Source organism: Glutamicibacter sp. BW77 (assembly GCF_002332285.1).
In the GTDB taxonomy this organism is placed as follows: domain Bacteria; phylum Actinomycetota; class Actinomycetes; order Actinomycetales; family Micrococcaceae; genus Glutamicibacter; species Glutamicibacter bergerei.
Window position 1 is genome coordinate 158520 of sequence record NZ_NRGT01000057.1, and the last position, 21920, is coordinate 180439.

Here is a 21920-nt window from a genome sequence, read left to right on the forward strand (position 1 = left end):
CCGCGTAGAGACCGGAGTTGAACCCATGCTTGAACTGCGAAGATTACGTCTACTCAGGGAGCTAAGTATTCGCGGAACGATAGCCGAGGTGGCGGACGTACTGAGCTACTCCCCTTCCTCGGTTTCCCAGCAATTGAGTCAGCTCGAAGAAGAGGCCGGAGTCGAGCTCTTGCGCCGCAATGGACGCAAGCTGGCACTCACCCCACAGGCCCAAGTTCTGGTGGCGCACACCGAAGAATTATTGGGTTCCATGGAACGCGCCGAAGCAGATCTGGCAGCGACCATGTCCAGTGTCTCGGGGACCGTGCGACTGGCAGTATTCCAGACCGCAATGCTCGCGGTCATGCCTCCGGTATTGCGCAAACTTCATGATCTGCACCCACATCTGCGCGTGGAAATGACCCAGCATGAGCCGGAGGAAGCACTGCATGAAACCAGTGCGCGGAACTTTGATCTAGTGATTGCCGAACAGTATCAAGGTCACGCCGCCCCGATCTTTGAGTCCTTAGATCGCCGTCATCTAGCCCATGATCCGATTCGTTTAGCTCTTCCACTGCTCGGCGGTGAGGGCAATACCGATTTTGATCGCGTCACTTCGCTAACCGAGGCGGCCACCCTTCCCTGGGTGATGGAACCCCCGGGAGCCGCGAGTCGTCACTGGGCGGAACAGTCCTGCCGAATGGCCGGTTTTGAGCCCGACGTGCGTTACGAAACGGCAGATCTTCAGGCACATGTCACCCTGGTGGAAACCGGCACCGCGGTGGCCTTGCTGCCCGATTTGGTCTGGACACAGTTCGAGCGACAGCTGCGCTTCGTAGATCTAGACAACGCCCCGGTGCGCACTATTTTTACCGCCATGCGCCACTCTTCAGCGCGCTCCCCCTCCATTGCGGCGGTGCGTACCTTGGTGCACGAACAGCTAAAAAACCAGTCTGCCTAAGAAAACTCGATTCTGCTTCTGCCGGGTAGTTCGGTAGTGTTCCTAAGGTCACAAAACGATCACGAGCGAAGTAGGTCACCGAGACAAACGGGAATTTAAGTGCAATAGTGGTGACTCGCACCACAAGATCCGCTGTCTACTCGGGTGACCACTCGCTCCGACGGACAATAAACGGCAATGAGGGAAAATGTCTGACCAGACTTATCAGATCATCGCGATCGTCATCTATATGGGCGCGATGCTCGGCATCGGCTACGTAGCCTTTAGACGAACGAACAACATCGACGACTACATGCTTGCAGGCCGTGGCTTGAAGCCCGGGGTAGCAGCCCTGTCCGCAGGTGCAAGTGACATGTCCGGCTGGCTGCTCATGGGCTTGCCCGGCGCAATCTACCTTGGCGGCATGCACGAGGCCTGGATCGGTATCGGTCTATTGATCGGCGCCTGGCTGAACTGGAAGTACGTGGCTCCTCGTCTACGTTCCTACACCGCAATCTCGCAGAACGCCATCACCATCCCAAGCTTCTTCGAAAAGCGCCTGAAGGACAATAAGCACCTGCTGCGCATCGGCAGTGCGGTCATCATCTTGGTGTTCTTCACCTTCTACGTTTCCTCGGGCATGGTTGCCGCCGGCAAGTTCTTTGATGCCTCCTTCGGCTGGCCATACCTGACCGGCATGATCTTCGTTGCGGTCATCACCTTGCTCTACACCCTGTTTGGTGGATTCCTTGGTGCATCACTAACCGACGTGGCTCAGGGCCTACTGATGTTCGCCGCACTCATTGCCGTGCCAATCGTCGCGGTTATCCAGATCGGCGACTTCGAAACTTTGGGTTCGCGCATCACCACGGCAAACCCAGAGGCATTCAACCTGTTCTCCTCGTTCTCCGATAACGCCTGGTGGGTCGCGGTCATCGCGATCTTCTCCACCGCTGCATGGGGCTTGGGTTACTTCGGTCAGCCGCACATCCTGGTCCGCTTTATGGCGCTACGCACCCCAGCCGAGGCAAAGACTGCACGTCGCATCGGCGTGGGTTGGATGTTCCTGACCTCCATTGGCGCAATCGCGACCTCGCTGATCGGTATCGCGTACTTTGCGGAGGATCCACTGAGCGAGACAAACAGCGAAACCGTCTTCTTGCTGCTCAGCCAAGTCTTCTTCCACCCATTCGTCGCTGGTCTAGTGCTCGCGGCCGTGTTGGCAGCAATTATGTCAACGATGTCCTCGCAGATGATCGTTTGCTCTTCTGCACTGGTTGAAGACCTCTACAACATCACCGGTCGCAAGGCTTCTCCGAAGGCGCTAGTGATGCTCGGACGCACCGGCGTGCTGGTCATCGCGGTCGTCGCAGCACTGCTGGCACTGAACCCGAACTCCTCGATCCTGGATCTGGTGGCCTTCGCCTGGGCCGGCTTCGGCGGCGCCTTCGGTCCAATCGTGATACTGGCTCTGTACTGGCGTAAGCTCACCGCGATTGGTGCCTTCGCTGGCATGATCTCCGGTGCAGCCGTAGTCTTCATCTGGGGCAACGTCGACGTGCTGACCGGCAACATGTACGAGATCGTGCCAGGCTTCCTGGTCTGCCTCGTGGTTGCATGGCTCGTCTCTCGTGCAACGTTCAAGCCAAGCACTGAAATCGAGGCTGAATTCACCTCGATGGAAGAAGAGGTTGGCGCGAAGGTTACCGCCTAAGGCGTACCGCGCGAATAACGCTTATGTGACCGGCGTTGTGCAAAGCTTCACCGCTTTGCACAACGCCGGTTTCTGCGTTTAACCACGCCTCTGCCGGCGGCCTGCGCTCACCCAGAGCACAATCGGCGCGTAGCGGGTGCCGGTGACACCCGGTGCACAGTAACCTAGAGGTGTCCGAAGTTTCGTTTCACCTCGAAGGATGATCTAGCCATGGCGCAGACGCTCACTAAGTTCACTCGCTGGCAGCGCACCGAATCGCAATACCTTGCCGCAGATCCCGAGGCCGTGTATTCGATCGTCGGCAACCTGTCGCAGACCGGCAGCTGGATGAAGAGCTTCGACGGTTTTGTGGTGCACGATGACCAGCGCGGAGTAGGTACCAAGGTTGATCTCTTGGCTCCTGGCAAACTCTTTGGGCCGCTACATCAAAAGACCGCACCGGCAGGCTCGATCACTAGACGCAACCCGGCTCAGCGCATGGTCGAGTTCACCCAGCCGCAACCCGGTGGCGAAATGGTATTGCGCTGGCAGGTAGATGCCGCCGATACCGGAGCGATCCTGCGTTTCACCGTAATCCTGCGCGGTCCAGGCACCACGGCCTTCAAATTTAGCGTCGCTAACACCCTCTGCGAGGACTTTGCACTAGCCTGCGCCAGGCTCTTCAAGGTCATACCTTCGGGAGCACACCGCACCGTTCCGGTGCGTGTGGTGATCTCCGGCGGACGTGGCTTCCTCGGACGCAATCTGGTGGCCGAGCTGGTCTGCCGCGGGTTGTCCGTGGCCGTACTCACCCGACGCATTGAAGCAGACTTCCCCGCCGACCAATACCCATGGGATGGCCTTCACCAAGGCGCGTGGACCAGTGCGTTAAGCCACGCCAAATTCCCGGTACACCTGATCAATTTGGCCGGCGAGCGCGTGGATAAGCGCAACACCGAAGAAAATATCGCAAAGCTCACCGCCTCCCGGGTGCGCACCACACAAACTTTGGCCGAGGCCGCCGCCGGACTCGACACCCCATTGGCCAGCTGGATTCAGTCCAGCACCACCGCGATCTTTGGTGATGGCGGTGAAGCAGAATTTACCGAAGACAGCCCAGTGCCTACCGGTGAGCGGGCACTTCCGGAAATGACCGGGGTCGCCTCCGCCTGGGAGCAGGCCTTCCATGATGCGAAGGTCAATGCCGAACGCAGTTATGTGCTGCGCAGCTCGCTAGTGATGCATCCCGATGCGCCACTGCTCAAACCACTGACCGCGCTGGTACACACCGGTCTGGGTGGGCCGATGGGTGATGGCAGGCAGTGGTTCAGCTGGATCGGTCTGGAAGATTGGCTGCATTTGGTGCGGATCTTGCTCGGCTTAGAAGAGACTTCGCTACCCGTGGGGTTGATCCATGCCGCGCATCCGGTGCCTTTGCGCAACACCGAGGTGATGGCTGCGCTGCGTTCAAACGCCGGGTTGCCAGGACTTCCTACCGGCACGCTATTGCCCAAGCTTGGTGCGGCGGTGCTCGGCTCTAATGCTCGTGTGGCACTGACCGGACGCAAGGTCAGCTCCCGGGCGTTAGCAGATGCCGGATTCGAGTTTAGCCAAAACGACTTTGCGGCCACGCTAAACGGCGAATAATTTCCCTCCGCGTTTGCGTGCCGAAAGCACCATCGCGGTCTTCAGCTGCACCATCTCACCCCACTGGGTGTCGGAAATGAAACGATATAGGTCCTTTTGGGTGCGCACGGTGACATCAACGATTAGCTGTGCGTCCCCGGCCACCGCGGCCGCGTAACGCACCTCGGGCAGTAGCCGTAGCCGCTGCCCGAGTTGCTCAACGCTCTGCGGGGAGGTCTGTACCCAGAGCAGCGCCTCCACCGGGTAGCCCAGGAGCGCCGGTTCTACCAGTGTGCGGATCGAGATATGTTCCCCGCGCAGGAGCCAGTCCACCCGGCGGGCCACCGATGATTCGCTCATCTTCACCTGCCGAGAGATCGTGTCCACCGAGGCCCGCCCATCTTTGCGCAGCACCTCGATGATTAGCTTGTCATTCTCCGTTAGTCCGGCCGTGGGATTCCATTCGGTCAGTTCCCCGCCACTGGCTGGCCGCAACGCGCGCTCCGCCGCTTCGGGTAGTGGCTCGGCACGCCAGGCACGGATGGTTTTGAAGTATTTCAGGATCGGATAGACCGCTAACGCATTAATTCCTGGGGTTGCCGGTAGCTGCATGGTGAGAATCTCGGCCAGGTCCCCGTCGTAGTGCAGCTCGGTGACCACGTCACTTTGCCCGGTGACCATATAGCTGAAGCTGGTGTCTGTGCGCTGAGCCAACGCCTCGCAGGCTACCCGCACGGTTCCCGGGGCGCAGGTAAACGCGGCGACCAATGAGCCCGTGCGGTGTTGAATTGCCGCCACCGAAATTTTTGAACTAGCCAACAGTGCCTGCCCGTAGCGTGCCACGGTGCGTTCGGGCTCGCCAAAAACCTGAGCGATCTTGCGCCAGGTAGCGCGCCCATCGGCTTGCAGCGCGATCACTATTTTCCGTTCAAGCTCGTTAAACTCGTCGTTTTGCTCCATGCGGTACTCCTGTGAGGTGCTGGCCTGCGGTCATAGGCATTTTCCGGCTCGGTGTTTGCCTAGGCTGGTCACTTAGAACCCAATCTTCTCTGACGATTTTCCGCTTTTTAGCCCACTGAATCGTCATGCTTTGGTGGAAAACGACAGAAAACTGGCAACATGTGCCAATTATTGTCGATATCTCAGCTTAGCGCCATGGTTGTAAGTAGATGCGATGCGCATCACATCAGTTCACTTACTTACCTACTTTCAGGAGCCCACCGTGCAGCCACAGCTCATCCTGGCCGCTGGCGATCCCAGTTCAACCGACATCTGGGCCATCGCTAACACCCCCTTCCTGTGGTTCTGCGCCTTGGGCGTGTTCGCAGTCATCTTCATTCAGACGATTCTCTATGCGCGGGCCGCAAAGGTTGCCGCACCGCACGTGAATATGCCGGCACGTGAGCTGAAGGAATCCTTCCGAGCCGGGGCCGTCGCCTCCATCGGCCCCTCGCTGGCGGTAGTCTTCGTCGCCATCGCATTGCTGGCACTCTTCGGCACCCCAGCGGTGCTGGTACGTATCGGACTGATCGGCTCGGTCTCGGCAGAAACCGGCTCTGCGAATATCGCTGCTGTGTCTATGGGCGCCACCCTCGGCGGAGCCGACTACACCCAGCAGGTCTTCGCCGTCGCTTTGGTGGCAATGAGCCTGTCCGGAGCAATGTGGATGCTCTCCACGCTGATTTTGACCCCCATCATGAAAAAGGGCGGCAAGTCGCTCGCCAAGCGCAACCCCGCGGTGATGGCACTGATCCCTACCGCCGCGCTACTTGGAGCGTTCTCCGCGCTGACCATCGCCGAGCTGCCAAAGTCATCGATTCACATGATTCTCGTGGCGGTCTCCGCGGCGGCCATGGGCCTATGCCTGTTGCTGGCTAAGGTTTTGCACGCGAAATGGTTGAAGGAATGGGCGCTGGGCATCTCCATCGCGATTGCTATCACCGCCGGCTACTTCCTGCACACCGCAGCCTAAGACCAGGAGCAATACCCCATGAGCACTCCAACTATTACTCTGACAAGCGCCGATGCCTCGATGGCGCGTTTTGAAAAGCAGACCACTCGCTACGGTTCACTCACCATGACCGCGGGGCTGATCTTCTCGCTGCTCGGCCCGATCTATCTAGTCTTCTTCTCCGACCTACAGATTGCCCCCTCGATGATCTGGGTGGCGTTCCTCGCCGTCGCGGCAACCTTTGGGGTGTTGTGGATCGTGGAGCCGGTGACCTACTTCCCGATTCTGGGTTCTGCGGCCATGTACCAGGCATTTATGATCGGCAATATTTCTAACAAGCTACTGCCAGCTGCCATCGTGGCGCAGTCCTCCATTGGCGCCAAGCCCGGATCCAAGCGCGGGGATCTCGCCGCAGTGATGGCCATTTGTGGCGCTGCCACGGTGCACCTGACCAGCCTGCTGCTATTTGTCGGTGTACTTGGCACCTGGCTAGTTTCTCAGGTGCCCGCCGAGGTCATCGACGTGGCTCGGCTTTACATCTTGCCCTCGCTGATGGGTGCGGTGCTCGTGCAGTCGATCGTCGTGATGAAGTCACTGCGTCCCACCATCATCGCTATCGTACTGGCGCTGCTGATGAACTTTGTGGTGTTGCCTGCTATGCCGGCGGTGGCAATGTTTGCTACCGCACTGGTAGTCATCGCCTCGATCTTGGTTTCTTGGGTGTTGCGTGACCGCAAGGCCCTAGTGACAAACACCGAAGACTAAACCAGAGTATTTTTCACCTGAACATTTACCCCTCAAGATAAAGGACATCATGCTGAGCACCGCGCTGACCGAGGACGAAACCCGCACGCTGCACGAAAATTATCTGCACTTGCACGCGCACCCCGAATTATCGATGGCCGAACATGGAACCGCTCAATACATTCAGGAACGACTGAACGAGCTGGGTATCGAGAACTTCATTTCTGGTGGCACCGGTGTGGTGGGTATTCAGCGTAACGGGGACGGTCCGGTAATAGCCTTCCGCGCAGATTCCGATGGCCTGCCAATCAAGGAAGACACCGGCGCGGACTACGCCTCGGTGGACACCGGGGTCCTAGCCGACGGCACCGAGGTGCCGCTAATGCACGGTTGCGGCCATGACACCCACGTAGCCTCCGCGCTCAGCGCCGCACAGGTACTGGCCAGGAACACCGAGAACTGGTCCGGAACGGTGCTGTGGATCTTCCAGCCTGGAGAGGAAACTGCCGCCGGGGCGCGCGCTATGCTCGCAGACGGATTGTGGGAGAAAGTCCCACACCCGCAGGTAGTCCTCGGCCAGCATGTCTTCCCGTTCCAAACCGGATCCATCGCGGTCACCGAGGGCAGCGCGATGGCTTTAGCAGATTCGCTGAAGGTGACCTTGTACGGCAAGCAGTCCCACGGCTCCCAGCCTCAGGATTCGGTTGATCCGATCGTGCTTGGCGCGCACATCATCACGCGTTTACAAACCATCGTCTCGCGCGAGCTGCATCCGTTGAGCCCGGCGGTGATCACCTGTGGAACCTTCCATGCGGGACTGAAGGAAAATATCATTCCGGACCGCGCGGAATTCACGCTGAACATTCGCACGCTCACCGAAGAGGTTCGCGCCCAGGTGCTGGCGGCCGTCACCCGCATCATCAATGCCGAAGCGGTGGCAGCTAACGCGCAAGCACCACTCATTGAGGAACTCTACAATTTCCCACGGCTCTACAATGATCCGGAACAGACCCAATCGCTCGCCGCGGCCTTCGGTCAAGAATTCGGGACAGACCAGGTTCACTTCTCTCCTCCGGCTATGGGTTCGGAAGATTTTGGAGCGCTGGCGGACGCGCTGGATGTGCCCAATGTGTTTTGGATGTTTGGCGGTTTTGACCTCAGTAATGGTCCTGCCCCGGTCAATCATTCGCCACACTTTTTGCCTGACTACATTCCGGCGCTAGATACCGGCGTTCGCGCGGCCTTGGCTGCTATCGAATATTACGTCTCAAAGAAAAACTGACTAAGTCTTATGACGTCCAACATCCTAACGTGTCATCTACTTCACGTTAGGACTTTGGCGCGTCTAAGCTAATGCTCAACGCTAACGCGTCTACAAACTAAATATTCATTCCCGATTAACCTCCCAGCTTCACCCGGCTTACTCTCACCGACCACCATGGAGTGAGTTAGCCGGTCCAGATTGTGTCCAACGGCGGGCGCAGAGCATCATCACTTAGATCTACCAGTTTGAAGGAACGACACCATGGCAAATTTTCTTGAGGCGAGCGAAGGTGCTGCACGACCGCAGATGCCTAAACCCAGCGATCTAGCTAAATTACGTAAACAGGCTGGTGCCGCACAAGCGCAGGAAACTGTGCTCGATGAAATGACCGCAAACGTTGCGGTTGATGCTGCTTACAACGATGTCGACTCCGACTTTGAGGTACCACGCGTGGTGAACTTTGGCCGCAAGCTGAAGAATATGAGCGAGGTGCGCCACTTCTTCCGCACCAATTCCACCCCGATTTACTTCGTCGGCGCCACCCCGGTGAACCTATTGGGTCTTGACCGGTGGGTGCGTAAATTCAGCTACATCAGCTACTACGACGGCTGGGATGGCCACCACCCGCGGGTCTTCACCCCGAGCGAGAAGCCACAAACTGATTTCCAGAGCGCCGAAGAAATTAACAACTGGTTGCTGGAAAATCCCGAGGTACGCGAGTACATAGACACCCATACCGCTCCGGGCGGGCCTCGTCCGAAGATCGCCATGGTGTTCTTCGATGAGGAAACCGAAGCGATCTGTGAAGAGCTGGGCTACGACCTGATCCTGCCTTCTGCGGAACTGCGCAACCACTTGGATTCAAAGATTGTCACCACCGAACTGGGCAATGCCGCCGGCGCCCACTCGGTCCCGAACGTTTTGGGCACCGCCGATACGTACTCCGAGCTACAAAAGCTTTCGCGTGACGCGAAGCTCGGTGATGACCTGGTAGTGCAGACCCCGTATGGAGATTCGGGTAAAACCACCTTCTTCATCACGAACGAATCGGACTGGAATGAACATTCCAAGGACATCATCGGCGAACAGCTCAAGGTGATGAAGCGGATTAACAATCAGCCGGTGGCCGTAGAAGCGGTACTTACTCGCTGCGGTACCGTGGTCGGCCCCATTCTTACCGAACTGGCCGGTTACAAGGAACTGACTCCTTACAAGGGCGGTTGGTGCGGTAACGAGATGCACCCAGATGTGGTCACCGATGGTCAGCGTGCGCGCGCTATTGAACTGGTCCGCAAGGTGGGTGCGGGACTGAAGTCCACCGGATACCGTGGCTTCTTCGAAGTCGACGTACTGGTAGACACCGATACCGACGAGGTGTACTTGGGCGAATTGAACCCACGCATCTCCGGGGCCAGTGCGATCACCAACGTGACCGCCGGAGCCTACGCGGACGTTCCACTATTCCTCTTCCACCTGCTGGAGTACCTGGACGTGGAATTTGAGCTGGACGTGGATGAGATCAACGCGCGCTGGGAAGAACTCTCCGGAGCCGATGTGTGGAGCCATATGATCATCAAGGAAACCGATGACATCGTGCAGTACATCACCCACGCCCCACGCACCGGCAAGTACTTCCTGGACTCAAAGGGCAAGTTGCAGTTCTCGCGTAGCGCACTGGACTGGCACCAGTTGCAGAACCATAAGGAAGCGTTCTTCCTCCGCATCTACGGTGTAGAAGATTACCGTTGGAAGGGTGCTGACTTGGGCGTACTAGTAACTAAGTCGAAGCTGCAGTACGAAGGTAAGAAGAAGACCAAGCTGACCATTGACGCGAAGCACTTCATCTCTTCGATCCGTGCACAGTACAAAGGTATCGACGTTCCGCCAGCTACCCAGTAGTAGGTTCGTTCGTCAGCCCCGTTCAAGCGCTGGTGGTAGGCTCCAAAAGATAAAGCACACAGCGTTTCTAAGAGAAGAGCGACCACTAGATGTCCAGCGGCCTCACGGTACCCGAGTTAACGATCGCTAACTGGCAGCACCCGGAAAACATCCAGGTATCCTTCCAGAATATCGCCGAGTTCCTACCTACCACCAAGGTCTCACGCGGCGACGAATCGATCGCCAAGCTGCCGTTCACCGAAATGGAGATTGGTGATCTAGAGGTCGCTAAGGGCAGCGCCACCGATCCCTCACTGACCGTACGCGGAGTAATCAACTCGACGAACACCGACGGTTTGCTGATCATGCGCAAGGGCAAGGTGATGGTGGAGAAGTACTACAACACCATGACCTCGCTAACCGACCACCTGCTGATGTCGATGAGTAAAACCGTCGTCGGCACGGTGGCCGCAGCGCTGGTGAGCGCGGAAAAGCTCGACGTGAACAAGCTGGTCACCGACTACGTGCCAGCCCTTGAACGCTCCGGTTACGCCGGGGCAACGGTACGCCACCTGCTAGATATGCGTTCGGGAATTCAGTTCTCCGAGGAGTACCTGGATCCCAAGGCCGAGGTACGCATGCTAGAGGAAGCCATCGGCTGGACCCCGCCTAGCGGCGCCATCGGCCCCATCGGCATGTACGACTACCTGCTGACGCTGAAGGCTAAAACTTCCCACGGTGGGGCCTTTGAATACCGTTCCTGCGAGACCGACGTGCTCGGTTGGGTGTTGGAAGCCGCCGGTGGGGCGCGCATGCAACAGCTAATCTCCGACTATGTGTGGGCCAAGATCGGCGCGCAACAGGACCTGGTGATGGGTACCGACCAGTTCGGAACCGGCATGTTCGACGGCGGTTTTAATGCCACCCTGCGCGACCTGGCCCGTTTCGGTCACCTCTACATCAACGACGGGGTGTCGTTGAGTGGACAGCGAGTCTTTGACCCGAGCTGGATCACCGATACCTTCACCAGCACCGAAGACCAGCTCAAAGCCTTCGCGGACTCACCGGGCGATAATATGATGCCCGGCGGACGCTACCGCAACCAGATCTGGTTCCCTTACCCGAATTCAAATGTCGCGCTGGCCCTTGGCATCCACGGGCAGATGATTTACATGAACCCGGCCACCAAGATGATTGGTGTGAAGCTCTCCAGCTGGCCATATCCGCAGGATGCTTCCAAGCTGTTCCCCACGATTCGCGCCTTCGACGCCATCGCCAACCATTTAGCGCAGCAAGACGGCATCTAGCTCCTAGAGCTCGTCGCGTCCTTCAAGGTAAGCGCGCAAAACCTGCAGCACCCCATGCTCGGTATTTGCTGGCGCGGTGAAGTTCGCTGCGGCCGCAACCACCGGGTGTGCGTTGGCCATGGCGAAGGAATAGGTAGCACCCTTGATCATTTCTAGATCATTGGGGTAGTCCCCGAAGACCGCGGTTTCATCTTGGGTGACACCGAGCTTGTCTTGCAATGCCTTCAGCGCTAGACCCTTGTGCACTCCGTGGTTCATCGCGTCCACCCAGTGGCTTCCAGAAACTACCACCTGCAAGGGGACGTCGAGGGCAGCGGCCATCGCCTGCACCTGGCCGGTCGCGACGTTGACCGCCATTTTGATGATTTCATCCTCGACCTGGTCTAGATCCTCGACAACCTGCACCGCGCGGTAGTACGGGGCAATGGCTGCAAGAAAGTCCTCATCATCCCGCTCCACGTAGGCGGTTCGCCGGCCGCAGAGCACCAGCCCAACATCCAGCGCCGACTGCGCGCGGGTCACGGCGATCACCGAGGTCACCGACTGTGCATCGATGATGTTGGAGTAAATTTCTTGCTCGCCGTGCATCACCACGGTGCCGTTCTCGGCGATGATCGCGATTTCACCGAGTGCCGCGAACTGCTCACGCAGGGTGGCGAACTGCCGCCCAGAGGCCGGAACAAAACTGATCCCCTTGGCCTGAAGCTCGTCGATGACCACCCAGGCAGCCTCCGGGATCTGTCCTTCTCCATCTAAGAAGGTGCCGTCCATGTCTACGGCGACAAGTTTGATCGTAGCGTTCGGGTTAATCGTGTGCATTTAAATCCTAGGTGCTTAGGTGCATGGCGCGGTGTGCGGCGCCAAGCACGCCGGCGGCGTTGTGGTATTTGGCGGGCACCAGTTTGGCCCGCAGGTTCAGCTTGGGTAGGAACTTCTCGTGGTCCTCGGAGATAGCCCCGCCGATGATGATCAAGTCTGGGCTACACAAAAATTCGACCTGTGAGAGGTAGCGCTGCAACCGGGTGATGTACTGCTCCCAGCTGAGGTTTTCTTCACGCATGACCCGGGCAGCGGCCTTGCTTTCGGCGTTAAACCCGTCAATTTCCAGATGCCCGAACTCAATATTGGGGAAGAGCACCCCATCACGGAAGAATGCCGAGCCGATGCCGGTACCCAAGGTGAGCAGCATGGTGCTGCCTAGAATCGGTTCGCCATTGCTGGCTCCGGCGCCCGCATAAACCTCGGCCATGCCTGCGGCGTCGGCATCGTTGAGGATCGCTACCTGGCGATCTAGCGTTTTGCTCAGCAGCGCCGTGGCATCCAATCCGATCCAGGCTTCGTCGATATTAGCCGCCGAATGCACCACCCCGTCGATGACGATCCCCGGGACGGTAATTCCGGCAGGTAGCCCGGCAAGGTCTTCGCCGGTAAGTTCTGCAAGGTCGCGCAGGATTTGTGCCATGACCTCGGCCACGGCATCGGGGTGTGCCCCGTCCGGAGTGGTCGCCTGCCCAAAGGTGCTCTGCACCAGCTCGCCGGAGGTATCAACCAGCCCGTATTTGATCGACGAACCACCCAGATCCAGTCCGAGGGCCGCAAACTGCGCCGGTGTTTGCGCTGACGCCGAGTGTTTTGCTGCCATCGGTTACTCCCCTGCGTGTGGTTCATGTAGTTGAGCAACTCAAATGAACAAACCAAAAACTATTATAAGGACTCTTTACAATAGCTACTGTCGGCGTATACCGTCAATGCCTACGCACCGTCGATGCGGTAGTTGGACCACAGCCGCGCCAGATACTGCGCACGTGCCCCAAATAAGGCACCGCGCAAAGCCGCGTCCTCGCCTAACTCACTAACTTCGACAACGCTACTGTTAGCTCCCATCCTACTAGCCAGTGCCTGATTAAGGCTGTGCGTAAAAGCCTCGAAATGCGCCAGTGGTCCGCACAGCACCAAACGCTGTGGGTCAAAAAAGGCCAGTAGATTGCCCAGCACCTCAGCTAAGACCAGCGTAAAGCTCTCTACCAACGGATCGGTAGGCCCACCCGCAGCCAACAGTTTGGCCAATCGCGCGTAATCCACCTTCGAACTACCGTCCTCGGTGAGCCCGGCCGCGGCCAGCCGTTGCAGAAAGGTTTGGTCCCCCAGGCGCAAGCCATTGAGCTCGCCGGCGGTGCCACTGGCCCCACGATGCACCGTGCCATCGATTACCAGCGCGGTACCAATACCCGGACCTACGTAGAGCAGCATCAGCGATGAGTCCGCCAGCGGTTGATCGTGTCGAACCTGTGCCACAGCCATCCAGTTCACATCGTTATCCAGCACAGCTGGTGCGCCGGTCAACTCTTGAACCACCGGCGCCAGCGAGGCGGACGAACCTGGATAGACAGGTGTAGGTAACGCGGTGGCGTCCACCCCGACGCGTAGCACCGGTGAACTTTGCGACAGTGCCGCACCGAGCGTGCGTCCTGAGCTGGCGGCAGTGAGTTCTTCAACCATGCTTCCTGCCAGCTGTTGCACCTGATCGGCGCTCGCCTCGGTAGGTACCACCCGGTGCCCTTGCGCGACGATGTGTCCGGCAAGGTCGGTGGTGCGCCCAAGCAGCGTACCGGCTTCCAAACTCAAGCCGAGCAGATGTCCATAACCCTGATTGATCCCGTAGCTTTCCGGAGCACGGCCACGGCGCACCGCGGCATCTGCTCCGGGCATAACCTCAACGGGGCTGACCAGACCATTTTCTTGTAGTCGTGAAATACCCTGCGAGGCGGTGGGTTTAGACAATCCCAACGCGGTCGAGATCTGGGTGCGGGTGGCCGGCTGATTTAAGCATAGATAGTCAAAGATCTGTCGGTCGGTCAACGTCGCTAGGGCCCTCGGCCCGACAGTTGGCGCAGGCAGCTTCATGAGCCGCTCACCAACCGCTGCCCCAAGGCTTCAAATTGCTTAGCGGTTAATCCGTGAGCCAGCAGATAATCGGCGATCGAACCGTGCCCGGTGATGGCTAGATCCAAGGCGCGCTCCAATCCAGCGATGCTGGTGCCGACCATCAGGTTTTGCATTTTCTCGGTCATCGTAATGTCGTGAGCGGCGAGCATCGTACGCATGGATTCAAGCCAAGGACCGGACAGTGCGGCGGTAGATGCAGCGTAATCGGCCAGCACTGCATCACGATCGGCGCCCACGGCCAAGAGCAACAAGGCAATCGCGACCCCGGTGCGATCCTTGCCCGCGGTGCAATGCACTAGCGTGGCTTCGTTCGATTGTGCGACGGCACCGGCGATCTTGGCCCACACACCCCCATGATTAGCCACCAGCGGAAGATAAAGCTCTTCTAATGACGGCATGGTGCTCGGTACGGCGAGCGCGCCCTCGAGCAGGGGCAATCTGGTGCGTGTGATCGTTTGCAAGGTTTCGGGGAAGCCCGGTAACCGACTGGTCTCGACGGTGGAACGTAGATCAAAAATTTGCGTAATATTTTCGGTACCCAACCACCCGGTCAGCGGTTCATCAATGGTGTGCGGCACGGCGCTGCGGTAGAGCAAACCGGCACGGATTCTTCCTCCGGACGCTGGCAACCCGCCAGCTTCACGCAGGTTCGGCAGGCTGGAGGGGTAATTCTTCACGGACATAATCGCTAAACTATCACGGCCTGAGCGCCAGCCTGCTCGGCTAGGGAAAGGTGATCAGCTGACGGATGGTACTGCCGTCGGCTAGTTGGTCAAAAGCCTCATTGATTTCGCTCAACGCTTTGTTTCCGCACAGTAGCTTTTCCACCGGGAGCAAACCGCTACGCCAGAGACTTTCATAGTAGGGAATGTCCCGGGCAGGGATTGCCGAGCCCAGATATGAGCCGATGATGGTACGCGCCGAACTGGTCAGTGCCAGCGGTTCAATTTCAGCCAGCGCCCCTGGCGGAGGAAGCCCCACGGTGACGGTGGTTCCTCCGGACGCCGTGGCACGCACCGCGGCTTCAAAGGCCCGTGGGTGCCCGGCTGCCTCGATGACCACATCTGCGGTAATTTCCGCGGATCTCAGTTGCTCCGGGGTATAAGCCTCACTGGCACCAAACTCCAACGCGCTGCGTAACTTCTCGGGGTTCATATCGACCGCAATCAGCCGAGCCGGCTCCGGCCACTTTGCACTCTGCGCGATAGCCACCAGCAATGCGGCCATCCCGACTCCACCCAGACCAATCACCATCAGTGTTTGACCGGGTTTCGGTTTGCCCGCATTTAATAACGCGCCACCTCCGGTGAGCACCGCGCAGCCTAAGACTGCTGCAACCTCCGCCGGCACGTCCTGACCCACCGGAACCACCGAACGCCGGTCAAGTACCGCATGGCTAGCAAATGCCGACACTCCTAAATGGTGGTTGATCGGTTGCCCTTCACTAGACAGACGCCTGGTTCCGGTGAGCAATTCTCCTGCGGCATTGCTCGCGCTTCCCGCGGTGCACGGCAATTTGCCACCGGTGGCGCAGGCGGCGCATTTTTCGCAGCGTGGCAAAAATACGCTCACCACGCGTTGGCCCAGATGCAGATCGGTGGCTCCCTCGCCGAGCATCTCGATGATGCCGGCGGCTTCATGTCCGAGCACCATTGGCAATGGACGCGGCCGGTTGCCTTCGATGACCGAAAGATCCGAATGACAAAGACCAGCGGCCTCGATGCGCACCAGCACTTCTCCGGGCCCCGGGTCAGCTAACTGTATCTCGCTGAGCACCAGCGGCTTACTCTGGGCGTAGGGACGCGATGCCCCGGAGGCGTGCAGGACCGCTGCGGTAATGGTGCGCATGGATTTATTTTCCGGCCGGGACAGTATTCGTCGGGGTGTAACCGCGCACCTTGCCGTCGGGCACCAGGTTCTTCACGATCAACGAGCAGTCCTTATCGCCCAGCCCTTCATCAATGAGCCGGTCAAAGTGTTCGCTCGCAAGAGCCGCCGCCGGCAGATCTAGCCCGGTCATGACACCCGCATCGAGTGCAAGCCCCACGTCTTTGCGCGCTAGATCTACTCGGAAGGTTGCTTCAAAGTTGTTATTTGCCGCGGCCGTAGCGATGACATCTGGTACCGGATACCAGGTCTGTTGAGCCCAGGAACGCCCGGAAGAGACCGAGGCAATCTCCCAGAACACCTTCGGATCCAACCCGAGCTTGTCAGCCAGTTGAGATCCTTCGGCGCTGGCCATCAGGTCGATGAAAAGCATCATGTTATTACAAATCTTTGCCGCGATACCACTGGTGGGACCACCAGCAACAATGATCTTTCCTGACATTGGGGAGATCAGTTCTTGCGCGCGTTCCATGAGTTCCGGTGCCCCGCCAAGCATAAAGGCGAGCGTGGCGTCAGCGGCTCCGGAAATTCCCCCGGAGACCGGGGCATCCACAAAACTCAGCCCGCGCGCGGTCGCCTCGTCATGCAGCGTTCGCGAAGATTCGATGTCCACGGTGGATGAATCCAGGAGCAACATCTGCGCCGTCGCGTTGGCCCATACTCCGTCTTGCGCTTCATAAACCGCACGTACGTGCTCACCCTTGGGCAACATCGTGAAGACCGCATCTGCCCCGGCCATCGCGTGCGCAATCGAGTCGCTGATCTGCACCCCAGTCTCGGCAGCAGCGGTGCAGGCCTGTGGATTCAGGTCGTAACCGCGCACCGTATGCCCGGCGTTTACCAGGTTCGCGGTCATCGGCCCGCCCATGTTCCCTAGCCCAATCCATGCATACGTGCTCATCGCCCTACCCCGCGTCTTTTCTTGTGCTTAGGTTTAAGTCCTTGTCAGGCCAGCGTAAACGGGAGGAGAGCGAAGACTCAATGAGAGACGGCACGCCAATATCGCAAGCCTATTGTGCGCTAGCGCACAATAGGCTTGCCAGACTAAGAGCCATGGACCGCCAGATCGATTACCGCCACCTTGAATCCTTGATTGCTCTATTGACCGTGGCACGGCTTGGCCGGTACACCGCAGCAGCCACTGTACTCGGGGTGAATCACTCAACAATCTCCCGGCGCATCGATGCGTTACAAAAGGCGATGGGCGGGCACCTACTCACGCGCTCCCCCAACGGGTGGGAACTGACCGATCTGGGGAGGCGGGCAATGACCAGCGCCGAAGCCATCGAGCAAGCGGTGGCTGCCATTGGCACCGAAGAAGACCCCGATGCGCTCAGTGGCCATGTGAGAGTTGCTGCACCGGATGCTTTCAGCGCCCACTTGGCTGCTCCTGCCCTGGCTAAACTCCAGCAACGCCACCCGCAGTTGGTCTTTGAGATCGTTTCGGAAACGACCCGTGCGAGGCAAACCCGGACCGGTATGGATTTGGAGATTGTCATCGGTGAGCCGAGCGTGCGCAAAGCCGCCTCGACCAAGCTACTGGACTACGAGTTACGGCTCTACGCCACCGCTGAATATGTTAAAGCTCATGGCACCCCGAAACAGCTGTCGGAACTGTCGAATCACAGCCTGAATTACTACATTGATACTGCACTGACCGTGGACAAACTTGATGAGGCCACCAGTGCCTTACCTCCGATGCGTCGCGCAATCTCCTCAACGAGCATTGCTGTGCAATATGCGGCGACCATGAACCATGCAGGGATCGGTTTGCTGCCAGTATTTTTGTCCAAGCATTACGCCAATATGGTTCCGGTACTTCACGACGAGTTTAGTTACCACTCCGAATATTGGTTGGTTGGCCGTGAAGAAGCGCTACGCAATAAGGCGGTGCAAGAAACCGTGCGTGCGCTGAACGACGCTGCGGCTAATGGTGACTGGTTCATCCCACCATTTTCTCCCTACTAATACCCTTCATCGGTTTGAGACATCACTGCCAAATAGTCAGCCTGAGCTACCGGCTTAGGAACTTTCATGGGACCGATCTTCCAGTGGGAAACCTGTTTCCCGGCAGACGTAGGGTTGACTGAAAATTTGAGTCAGTGACTAGCAACGTCCTAGATTCGTACTGTGCACCTAATCGCCGGACATCTATAGAACCAGCAAATATCATCAAAGGAACCAGACACCACCCCGATTCAGCGGACACAATCCACTGAAACGAAAAAGGGGGTGAGAACGAATCTCTCAATAGGTGATGTGATCGTGCGGTAGTGAATGAAAATTTCAGTCACTCAACGATGCTTCAAGGAAAGCCAGCTTCTAGCTGGCTAACTGATCAGGCCGATCAGGCGGATCTGGCGGATCTGGTGGATCAGCCCACCCCAACACCCTACGCACCTGATCAGTCAGGCCCACTTCCAACACCGGCGTCCGATCATGAATATGCTCAAAACCAGAGACGTTCTCCACCCCACCAGGCACCGACACATAGTTCAGCCCATGCGGGGTCCGCCAACTGACCGACCCATCAGGGCGACTAATCGACTGCCACCCCAACGCATGCTTAAACATCTGATGCCGCTTACACAGTAACTGCGAATTAGCGCCACTAGTATGCCCACCTTGAGCCCACCCCTCAATATGATCCACCTCGCAACTCTGCGCGGTACGCCGGCACCCAGGAAAACGACAACACCGGTCACGGACCAACAACAAATCCTTCAACGCCACCGACGGGCGATACCTTTTACGTCCCACATCAATAGCTGCCCCGGTCCACGGATCAGTGAGCACCCGAAGCATTGACGGGGCCTCCTGAGCCAGAGTCAAGGCGACTCCCATCGGGATGGGGCCGTACCCTTCAAGCTCAGCTAACCCCCGGCGAGGATTAACAAGTGCTTCCACTGCTGGGATGGTCACCACTACCCGTGGCTTCAACGGTGTTCCCCCGGTAGCGGGCCACCCATCTAAGAGAGCGTCACGCAGAATATCGGCGTGATGCTGAGCTTGGGTCCGGGTATCGTCTGGATCTACGTCTTGCTGGGCGAAAGCTTTCACCGTGTTATAAATCGAGTACACGTCCTGTGCTGGCGCGTAAAGTTTCAACGCGGCCATCCCGTCAGGTTCATCCCACAGCGTCACACACCGTCCGTCCTTCGCGGATTCGTGACGATCAGCAGCCGAGACGGGATCCAATTTGCGGTGCAACCGGCGGGCACGCTGACTGAAACTGGCATCACTGGCGGTCTTTGCGACCGGCAATAGTGAGTGCTCCATCCGGCGGATATCCTCTGGCGTCAGGTCTTGTGTTTGCTTCACCAACTCTTGGGCGGCTTTAGTGGTGATCAGCCCGCGCGATAACGCGTTCAGCGTTTCAGGGCATAGGTAGCGTAGCCCTTTGGCAGTGAACAGTTTCGCCCGTGTTTTCTCGACTGTTTCTCGTAAAGCGACGGCCGCTTCAGCAACGAAGCTGGAGGTGATGATCTGCTCGCTGGCTGGGTCCACTCCGTAGTAGTGGGCGCTGATGCGTTGGTCGCGTTGCTTCTCAGTTTCGCCTTGTGGGGCGGTGCTGGCGGTGTCGGCAGCGTATTCGGCCGTTGATTGGGCGACGAGTTCGATGCTGTCGGTGAGGATCACGGCTTCTGCTGCGTCGAGGGCACGGCGTAGGTAGGCGATGGCTTTCAGCTCGGTGAGTCCTTGGGCGGGGTCGGTGCGTGGGGGTCCGTGGTAGAGGGTGGAGGCGAGTTCCAGGACTTGAGCGAATTCGTTTTCGTGTTCAATCGCGCAAGCTAATGGCCCGTCGAGGTGGGAGATTTTCCTGGTTCCTGGCGGGTTCAGCGGTAGACGGTGTTCGTCGTCGTCGTTGGTGAATGCATGCTGGATGCTCATAGTCTATTTTCCCGCGTGGTACCGAAATTTTGGTGGGGTTTTCACGGGCTGTGGACTACTCAGAAGATAATTTCTGCGCTCTTGGATTGCTCTACTTTTGGGCCAATACTAGAACAATAAACTTAGCTCGGCACTAAGGACAACAATCGTCTTTGAAGAGACTCCGGCCTGAGCATTTTCATGCTGCCTCTTCGTAAGTGACTGAAAAATTGCGTCACTCGCCAAGACCTGGGCCGACGCTTAGTTCTTCGGCAATAAGCTTGAGGCCAAGGATTCTAAGGCCCCGGGAACTACAGAAAAGTATGCCCACACACCACGCTTTTCGCGGTGCAGGATGCCCGCATCAACCAGGATCTTCAAATGGTGGGAGACCGTGGGCTGCTTCAACCCAAGCGGCTCAGATAAGTCACAGACGCAGGTTTCCAACTCTTCGCTTGACGACACGATGGAGAGAATACGCAGTCGGTTGGGATCACTCAGGGCTTTAAAACGCGCGGCAAGCAGCTCGGCTTCCGCGAACTGCAAGACCTTGTCACCAGAAGCTGGAACACAGCACGTCTCATCGGTTATCTGTAGACCCAACTCAACAGTATCTGTGGTGATTGCGCTCATTTGGACGGCCCTTTTCTACACTCTTTACAGAGATTGACAAACGTCGATATAGACAACCATACTCGAGACATCGACGCTCGTCGATGTCTACTTTTGGAGCGATGCCTGCGTGACACCTACGACCGCGCCTGATACGGCCCCCGTGTCTGTAAAACTTTCTTTCCTGGACCGATATCTCGCGCTGTGGATTCTGCTAGCAATGGGCGTCGGTCTAGGATTAGGACGTATCTTCCCACAACTGGGCGCGCTCTTAGATCGATTCACCATCGCCGGGGTTTCGGTGCCGATCGCTATCGGCCTGCTGGTGATGATGTATCCGGTCCTCGCTAAGGTCCGTTACAACGAAACTGGCCGAGTTTTAGCCGATAAGAAACTTATGATCACTTCATTGGTGATCAATTGGCTTTTGGCTCCGGCGTTCATGTTCGTCTTGGCCTGGGTGTTCCTCGCAGACCTTCCCGAGTACCGCACCGGTCTGATCATCGTAGGCCTTGCTCGTTGTATTGCCATGGTCTTCATCTGGAACGATCTGGCATGCGGCGACCGTGAAGCTGCTGCGGTATTGGTCGCTATCAACTCCGTCTTCCAAGTGGTCGCTTTCGGCGCCCTGGGCTGGTTCTACCTACAGTTGCTTCCTTCCTGGCTCGGTCTGGAAACTACCAGCGCAGAATTCTCCATCGCCGCGATCACGCTCTCGGTGTTAGTCTTCCTTGGCATTCCGCTACTCGCCGGATTCCTCACGCGAACCTTCGGTGAAAAGGTCAAGGGACGCGACTGGTATGAAAATAAATTCTTGCCAAAAATCGGACCGTGGGCTCTGTACGGACTGCTTTTCACCATTGTGTTGCTCTTCGCATTGCAAGGCGACAACATCATCTCCAAGCCACTGGACGTGGTGCGAATGGCGATTCCACTGCTGATCTACTTCGTCGTAGTCTTCGGTGCCGGAATGCTTATCGGACACGCGCTAAAGCTCGGCTACCCACGCACCACCACGCTGGCGTTCACCGCAGCTGGCAATAACTTTGAGCTAGCCATCGCCGTGGCTATCGCCACCTTCGGAGCGACCAGTGGCCAGGCTCTCGCCGGGGTGGTCGGACCGCTGATTGAGGTACCAATCCTCATTGCTCTGGTCTACGTAGCGTTGTGGGCCAGAAAATTCTTCCCCACGGCTTCGACAACTATTTCTTCCTAGGAGATTA

The 21920-nt window shown here is 57.9% G+C and carries 19 protein-coding genes; 10 read left to right on the forward strand and 9 right to left on the reverse strand.

Features of this window, described 5'->3' with window-relative positions; genetic code table 11:
• Positions 1–25 precede the first annotated feature (25 nt).
• The 3 genes from CIK74_RS09075 to CIK74_RS09085 all read left to right on the forward strand — a co-directional run bounded on the left by CIK74_RS09075 (position 26) and on the right by CIK74_RS09085 (position 4259).
• A complete protein-coding gene (locus tag CIK74_RS09075; RefSeq protein WP_096255734.1) occupies positions 26–940 on the forward strand; it encodes a LysR substrate-binding domain-containing protein in 915 nt (304 codons plus the stop codon).
• Positions 941–1127: 187 nt separating this feature from the next.
• Positions 1128–2633 (forward strand): sodium/proline symporter PutP, encoded by a 1506-nt coding sequence (gene putP / locus CIK74_RS09080; protein WP_096255736.1) that lies wholly within the window; start codon positions 1128–1130, stop codon positions 2631–2633.
• Positions 2634–2843: 210 nt separating this feature from the next.
• Entirely contained in the window at positions 2844–4259 is a 1416-nt protein-coding gene (locus tag CIK74_RS09085; protein WP_096255738.1) for an NAD-dependent epimerase/dehydratase family protein, read from the forward strand.
• Here the strand turns inward: CIK74_RS09085 and CIK74_RS09090 are convergent.
• Positions 4245–5198 carry an AsnC family transcriptional regulator gene (locus CIK74_RS09090; RefSeq protein ID WP_096255739.1) on the reverse strand — a complete coding sequence of 318 codons (954 nt, stop codon included), beginning with the start codon at positions 5196–5198 and terminating at the stop codon, positions 4245–4247. The genes CIK74_RS09085 and CIK74_RS09090 overlap by 15 nt on opposite strands.
• A 214-nt stretch (positions 5199–5412) precedes the next feature.
• Here CIK74_RS09090 and CIK74_RS09095 point away from each other — a divergent pair, with 214 nt between their 5' ends.
• From CIK74_RS09095 to CIK74_RS09115, 5 genes are all read left to right on the forward strand, one after another.
• Positions 5413–6210, forward strand: coding sequence for a DUF5058 family protein (locus CIK74_RS09095; protein WP_096255741.1), 798 nt, complete (start codon positions 5413–5415; stop codon positions 6208–6210).
• 18 nt (positions 6211–6228) lie between these two features.
• Complete coding sequence (locus CIK74_RS09100) at positions 6229–6954, forward strand: hypothetical protein (RefSeq protein ID WP_096255743.1); 726 nt, start codon at positions 6229–6231, stop codon at positions 6952–6954.
• Positions 6955–7003: 49 nt separating this feature from the next.
• The gene (locus CIK74_RS09105) at positions 7004–8215 is read left to right on the forward strand and encodes an amidohydrolase (protein ID WP_096255745.1); all 1212 of its coding nucleotides are present in this window, start codon (positions 7004–7006) and stop codon (positions 8213–8215) included.
• 243 nt (positions 8216–8458) lie between these two features.
• Positions 8459–10096 (forward strand): biotin carboxylase, encoded by a 1638-nt coding sequence (locus CIK74_RS09110; protein ID WP_096255747.1) that lies wholly within the window; start codon positions 8459–8461, stop codon positions 10094–10096.
• A gap of 89 nt (positions 10097–10185) precedes the next feature.
• Positions 10186–11382, forward strand: a complete 1197-nt coding sequence (locus tag CIK74_RS09115; RefSeq protein ID WP_096255749.1) for a serine hydrolase — start codon at positions 10186–10188, stop codon at positions 11380–11382.
• Between the two features lie 3 nt (positions 11383–11385).
• Here CIK74_RS09115 and CIK74_RS09120 read toward each other — a convergent pair whose 3' ends face one another.
• From CIK74_RS09120 to mmsB, 6 genes are all read right to left on the reverse strand, one after another.
• Positions 11386–12201, reverse strand: coding sequence for an HAD family hydrolase (locus CIK74_RS09120; protein ID WP_096255751.1), 816 nt, complete (start codon positions 12199–12201; stop codon positions 11386–11388).
• Between the two features lie 7 nt (positions 12202–12208).
• Complete coding sequence (locus CIK74_RS09125) at positions 12209–13024, reverse strand: ROK family protein (protein ID WP_096255754.1); 816 nt, start codon at positions 13022–13024, stop codon at positions 12209–12211.
• Between the two features lie 110 nt (positions 13025–13134).
• On the reverse strand, positions 13135–14286 hold the full coding sequence (locus tag CIK74_RS09130; protein WP_096255756.1) for an ROK family transcriptional regulator: 1152 nt from the start codon (positions 14284–14286) through the stop codon (positions 13135–13137).
• Entirely contained in the window at positions 14283–15011 is a 729-nt protein-coding gene (locus tag CIK74_RS09135) for a tyrosine-protein phosphatase (RefSeq protein ID WP_096255758.1), read from the reverse strand. The genes CIK74_RS09130 and CIK74_RS09135 overlap by 4 nt, the downstream gene beginning before the upstream one ends.
• A gap of 40 nt (positions 15012–15051) precedes the next feature.
• Complete coding sequence (locus CIK74_RS09140) at positions 15052–16176, reverse strand: alcohol dehydrogenase catalytic domain-containing protein (RefSeq protein WP_096255761.1); 1125 nt, start codon at positions 16174–16176, stop codon at positions 15052–15054.
• A 4-nt stretch (positions 16177–16180) separates the two neighbouring features.
• Positions 16181–17116 carry a 3-hydroxyisobutyrate dehydrogenase gene (gene mmsB, locus CIK74_RS09145; RefSeq protein ID WP_096255763.1) on the reverse strand — a complete coding sequence of 312 codons (936 nt, stop codon included), beginning with the start codon at positions 17114–17116 and terminating at the stop codon, positions 16181–16183.
• 152 nt (positions 17117–17268) lie between these two features.
• On the opposite strand from mmsB, the gene CIK74_RS09150 reads away from it, so the two are divergent.
• On the forward strand, positions 17269–18183 hold the full coding sequence (locus CIK74_RS09150; RefSeq protein WP_096255765.1) for a LysR family transcriptional regulator: 915 nt from the start codon (positions 17269–17271) through the stop codon (positions 18181–18183).
• A 354-nt stretch (positions 18184–18537) separates the two neighbouring features.
• On the opposite strand, the gene CIK74_RS09155 is transcribed toward CIK74_RS09150, so the two are convergent.
• Both CIK74_RS09155 and CIK74_RS09160 read right to left on the reverse strand, forming a co-directional pair.
• Positions 18538–20106, reverse strand: a complete 1569-nt coding sequence (locus CIK74_RS09155; protein WP_096255767.1) for an HNH endonuclease signature motif containing protein — start codon at positions 20104–20106, stop codon at positions 18538–18540.
• Between the two features lie 240 nt (positions 20107–20346).
• Complete coding sequence (locus tag CIK74_RS09160; RefSeq protein ID WP_096255768.1) at positions 20347–20718, reverse strand: metalloregulator ArsR/SmtB family transcription factor; 372 nt, start codon at positions 20716–20718, stop codon at positions 20347–20349.
• A 142-nt stretch (positions 20719–20860) separates the two neighbouring features.
• Here CIK74_RS09160 and arsB point away from each other — a divergent pair, with 142 nt between their 5' ends.
• The gene (gene arsB / locus CIK74_RS09165; protein WP_256382724.1) at positions 20861–21913 is read left to right on the forward strand and encodes an ACR3 family arsenite efflux transporter; all 1053 of its coding nucleotides are present in this window, start codon (positions 20861–20863) and stop codon (positions 21911–21913) included.
• Positions 21914–21920: the final 7 nt, after the last annotated feature.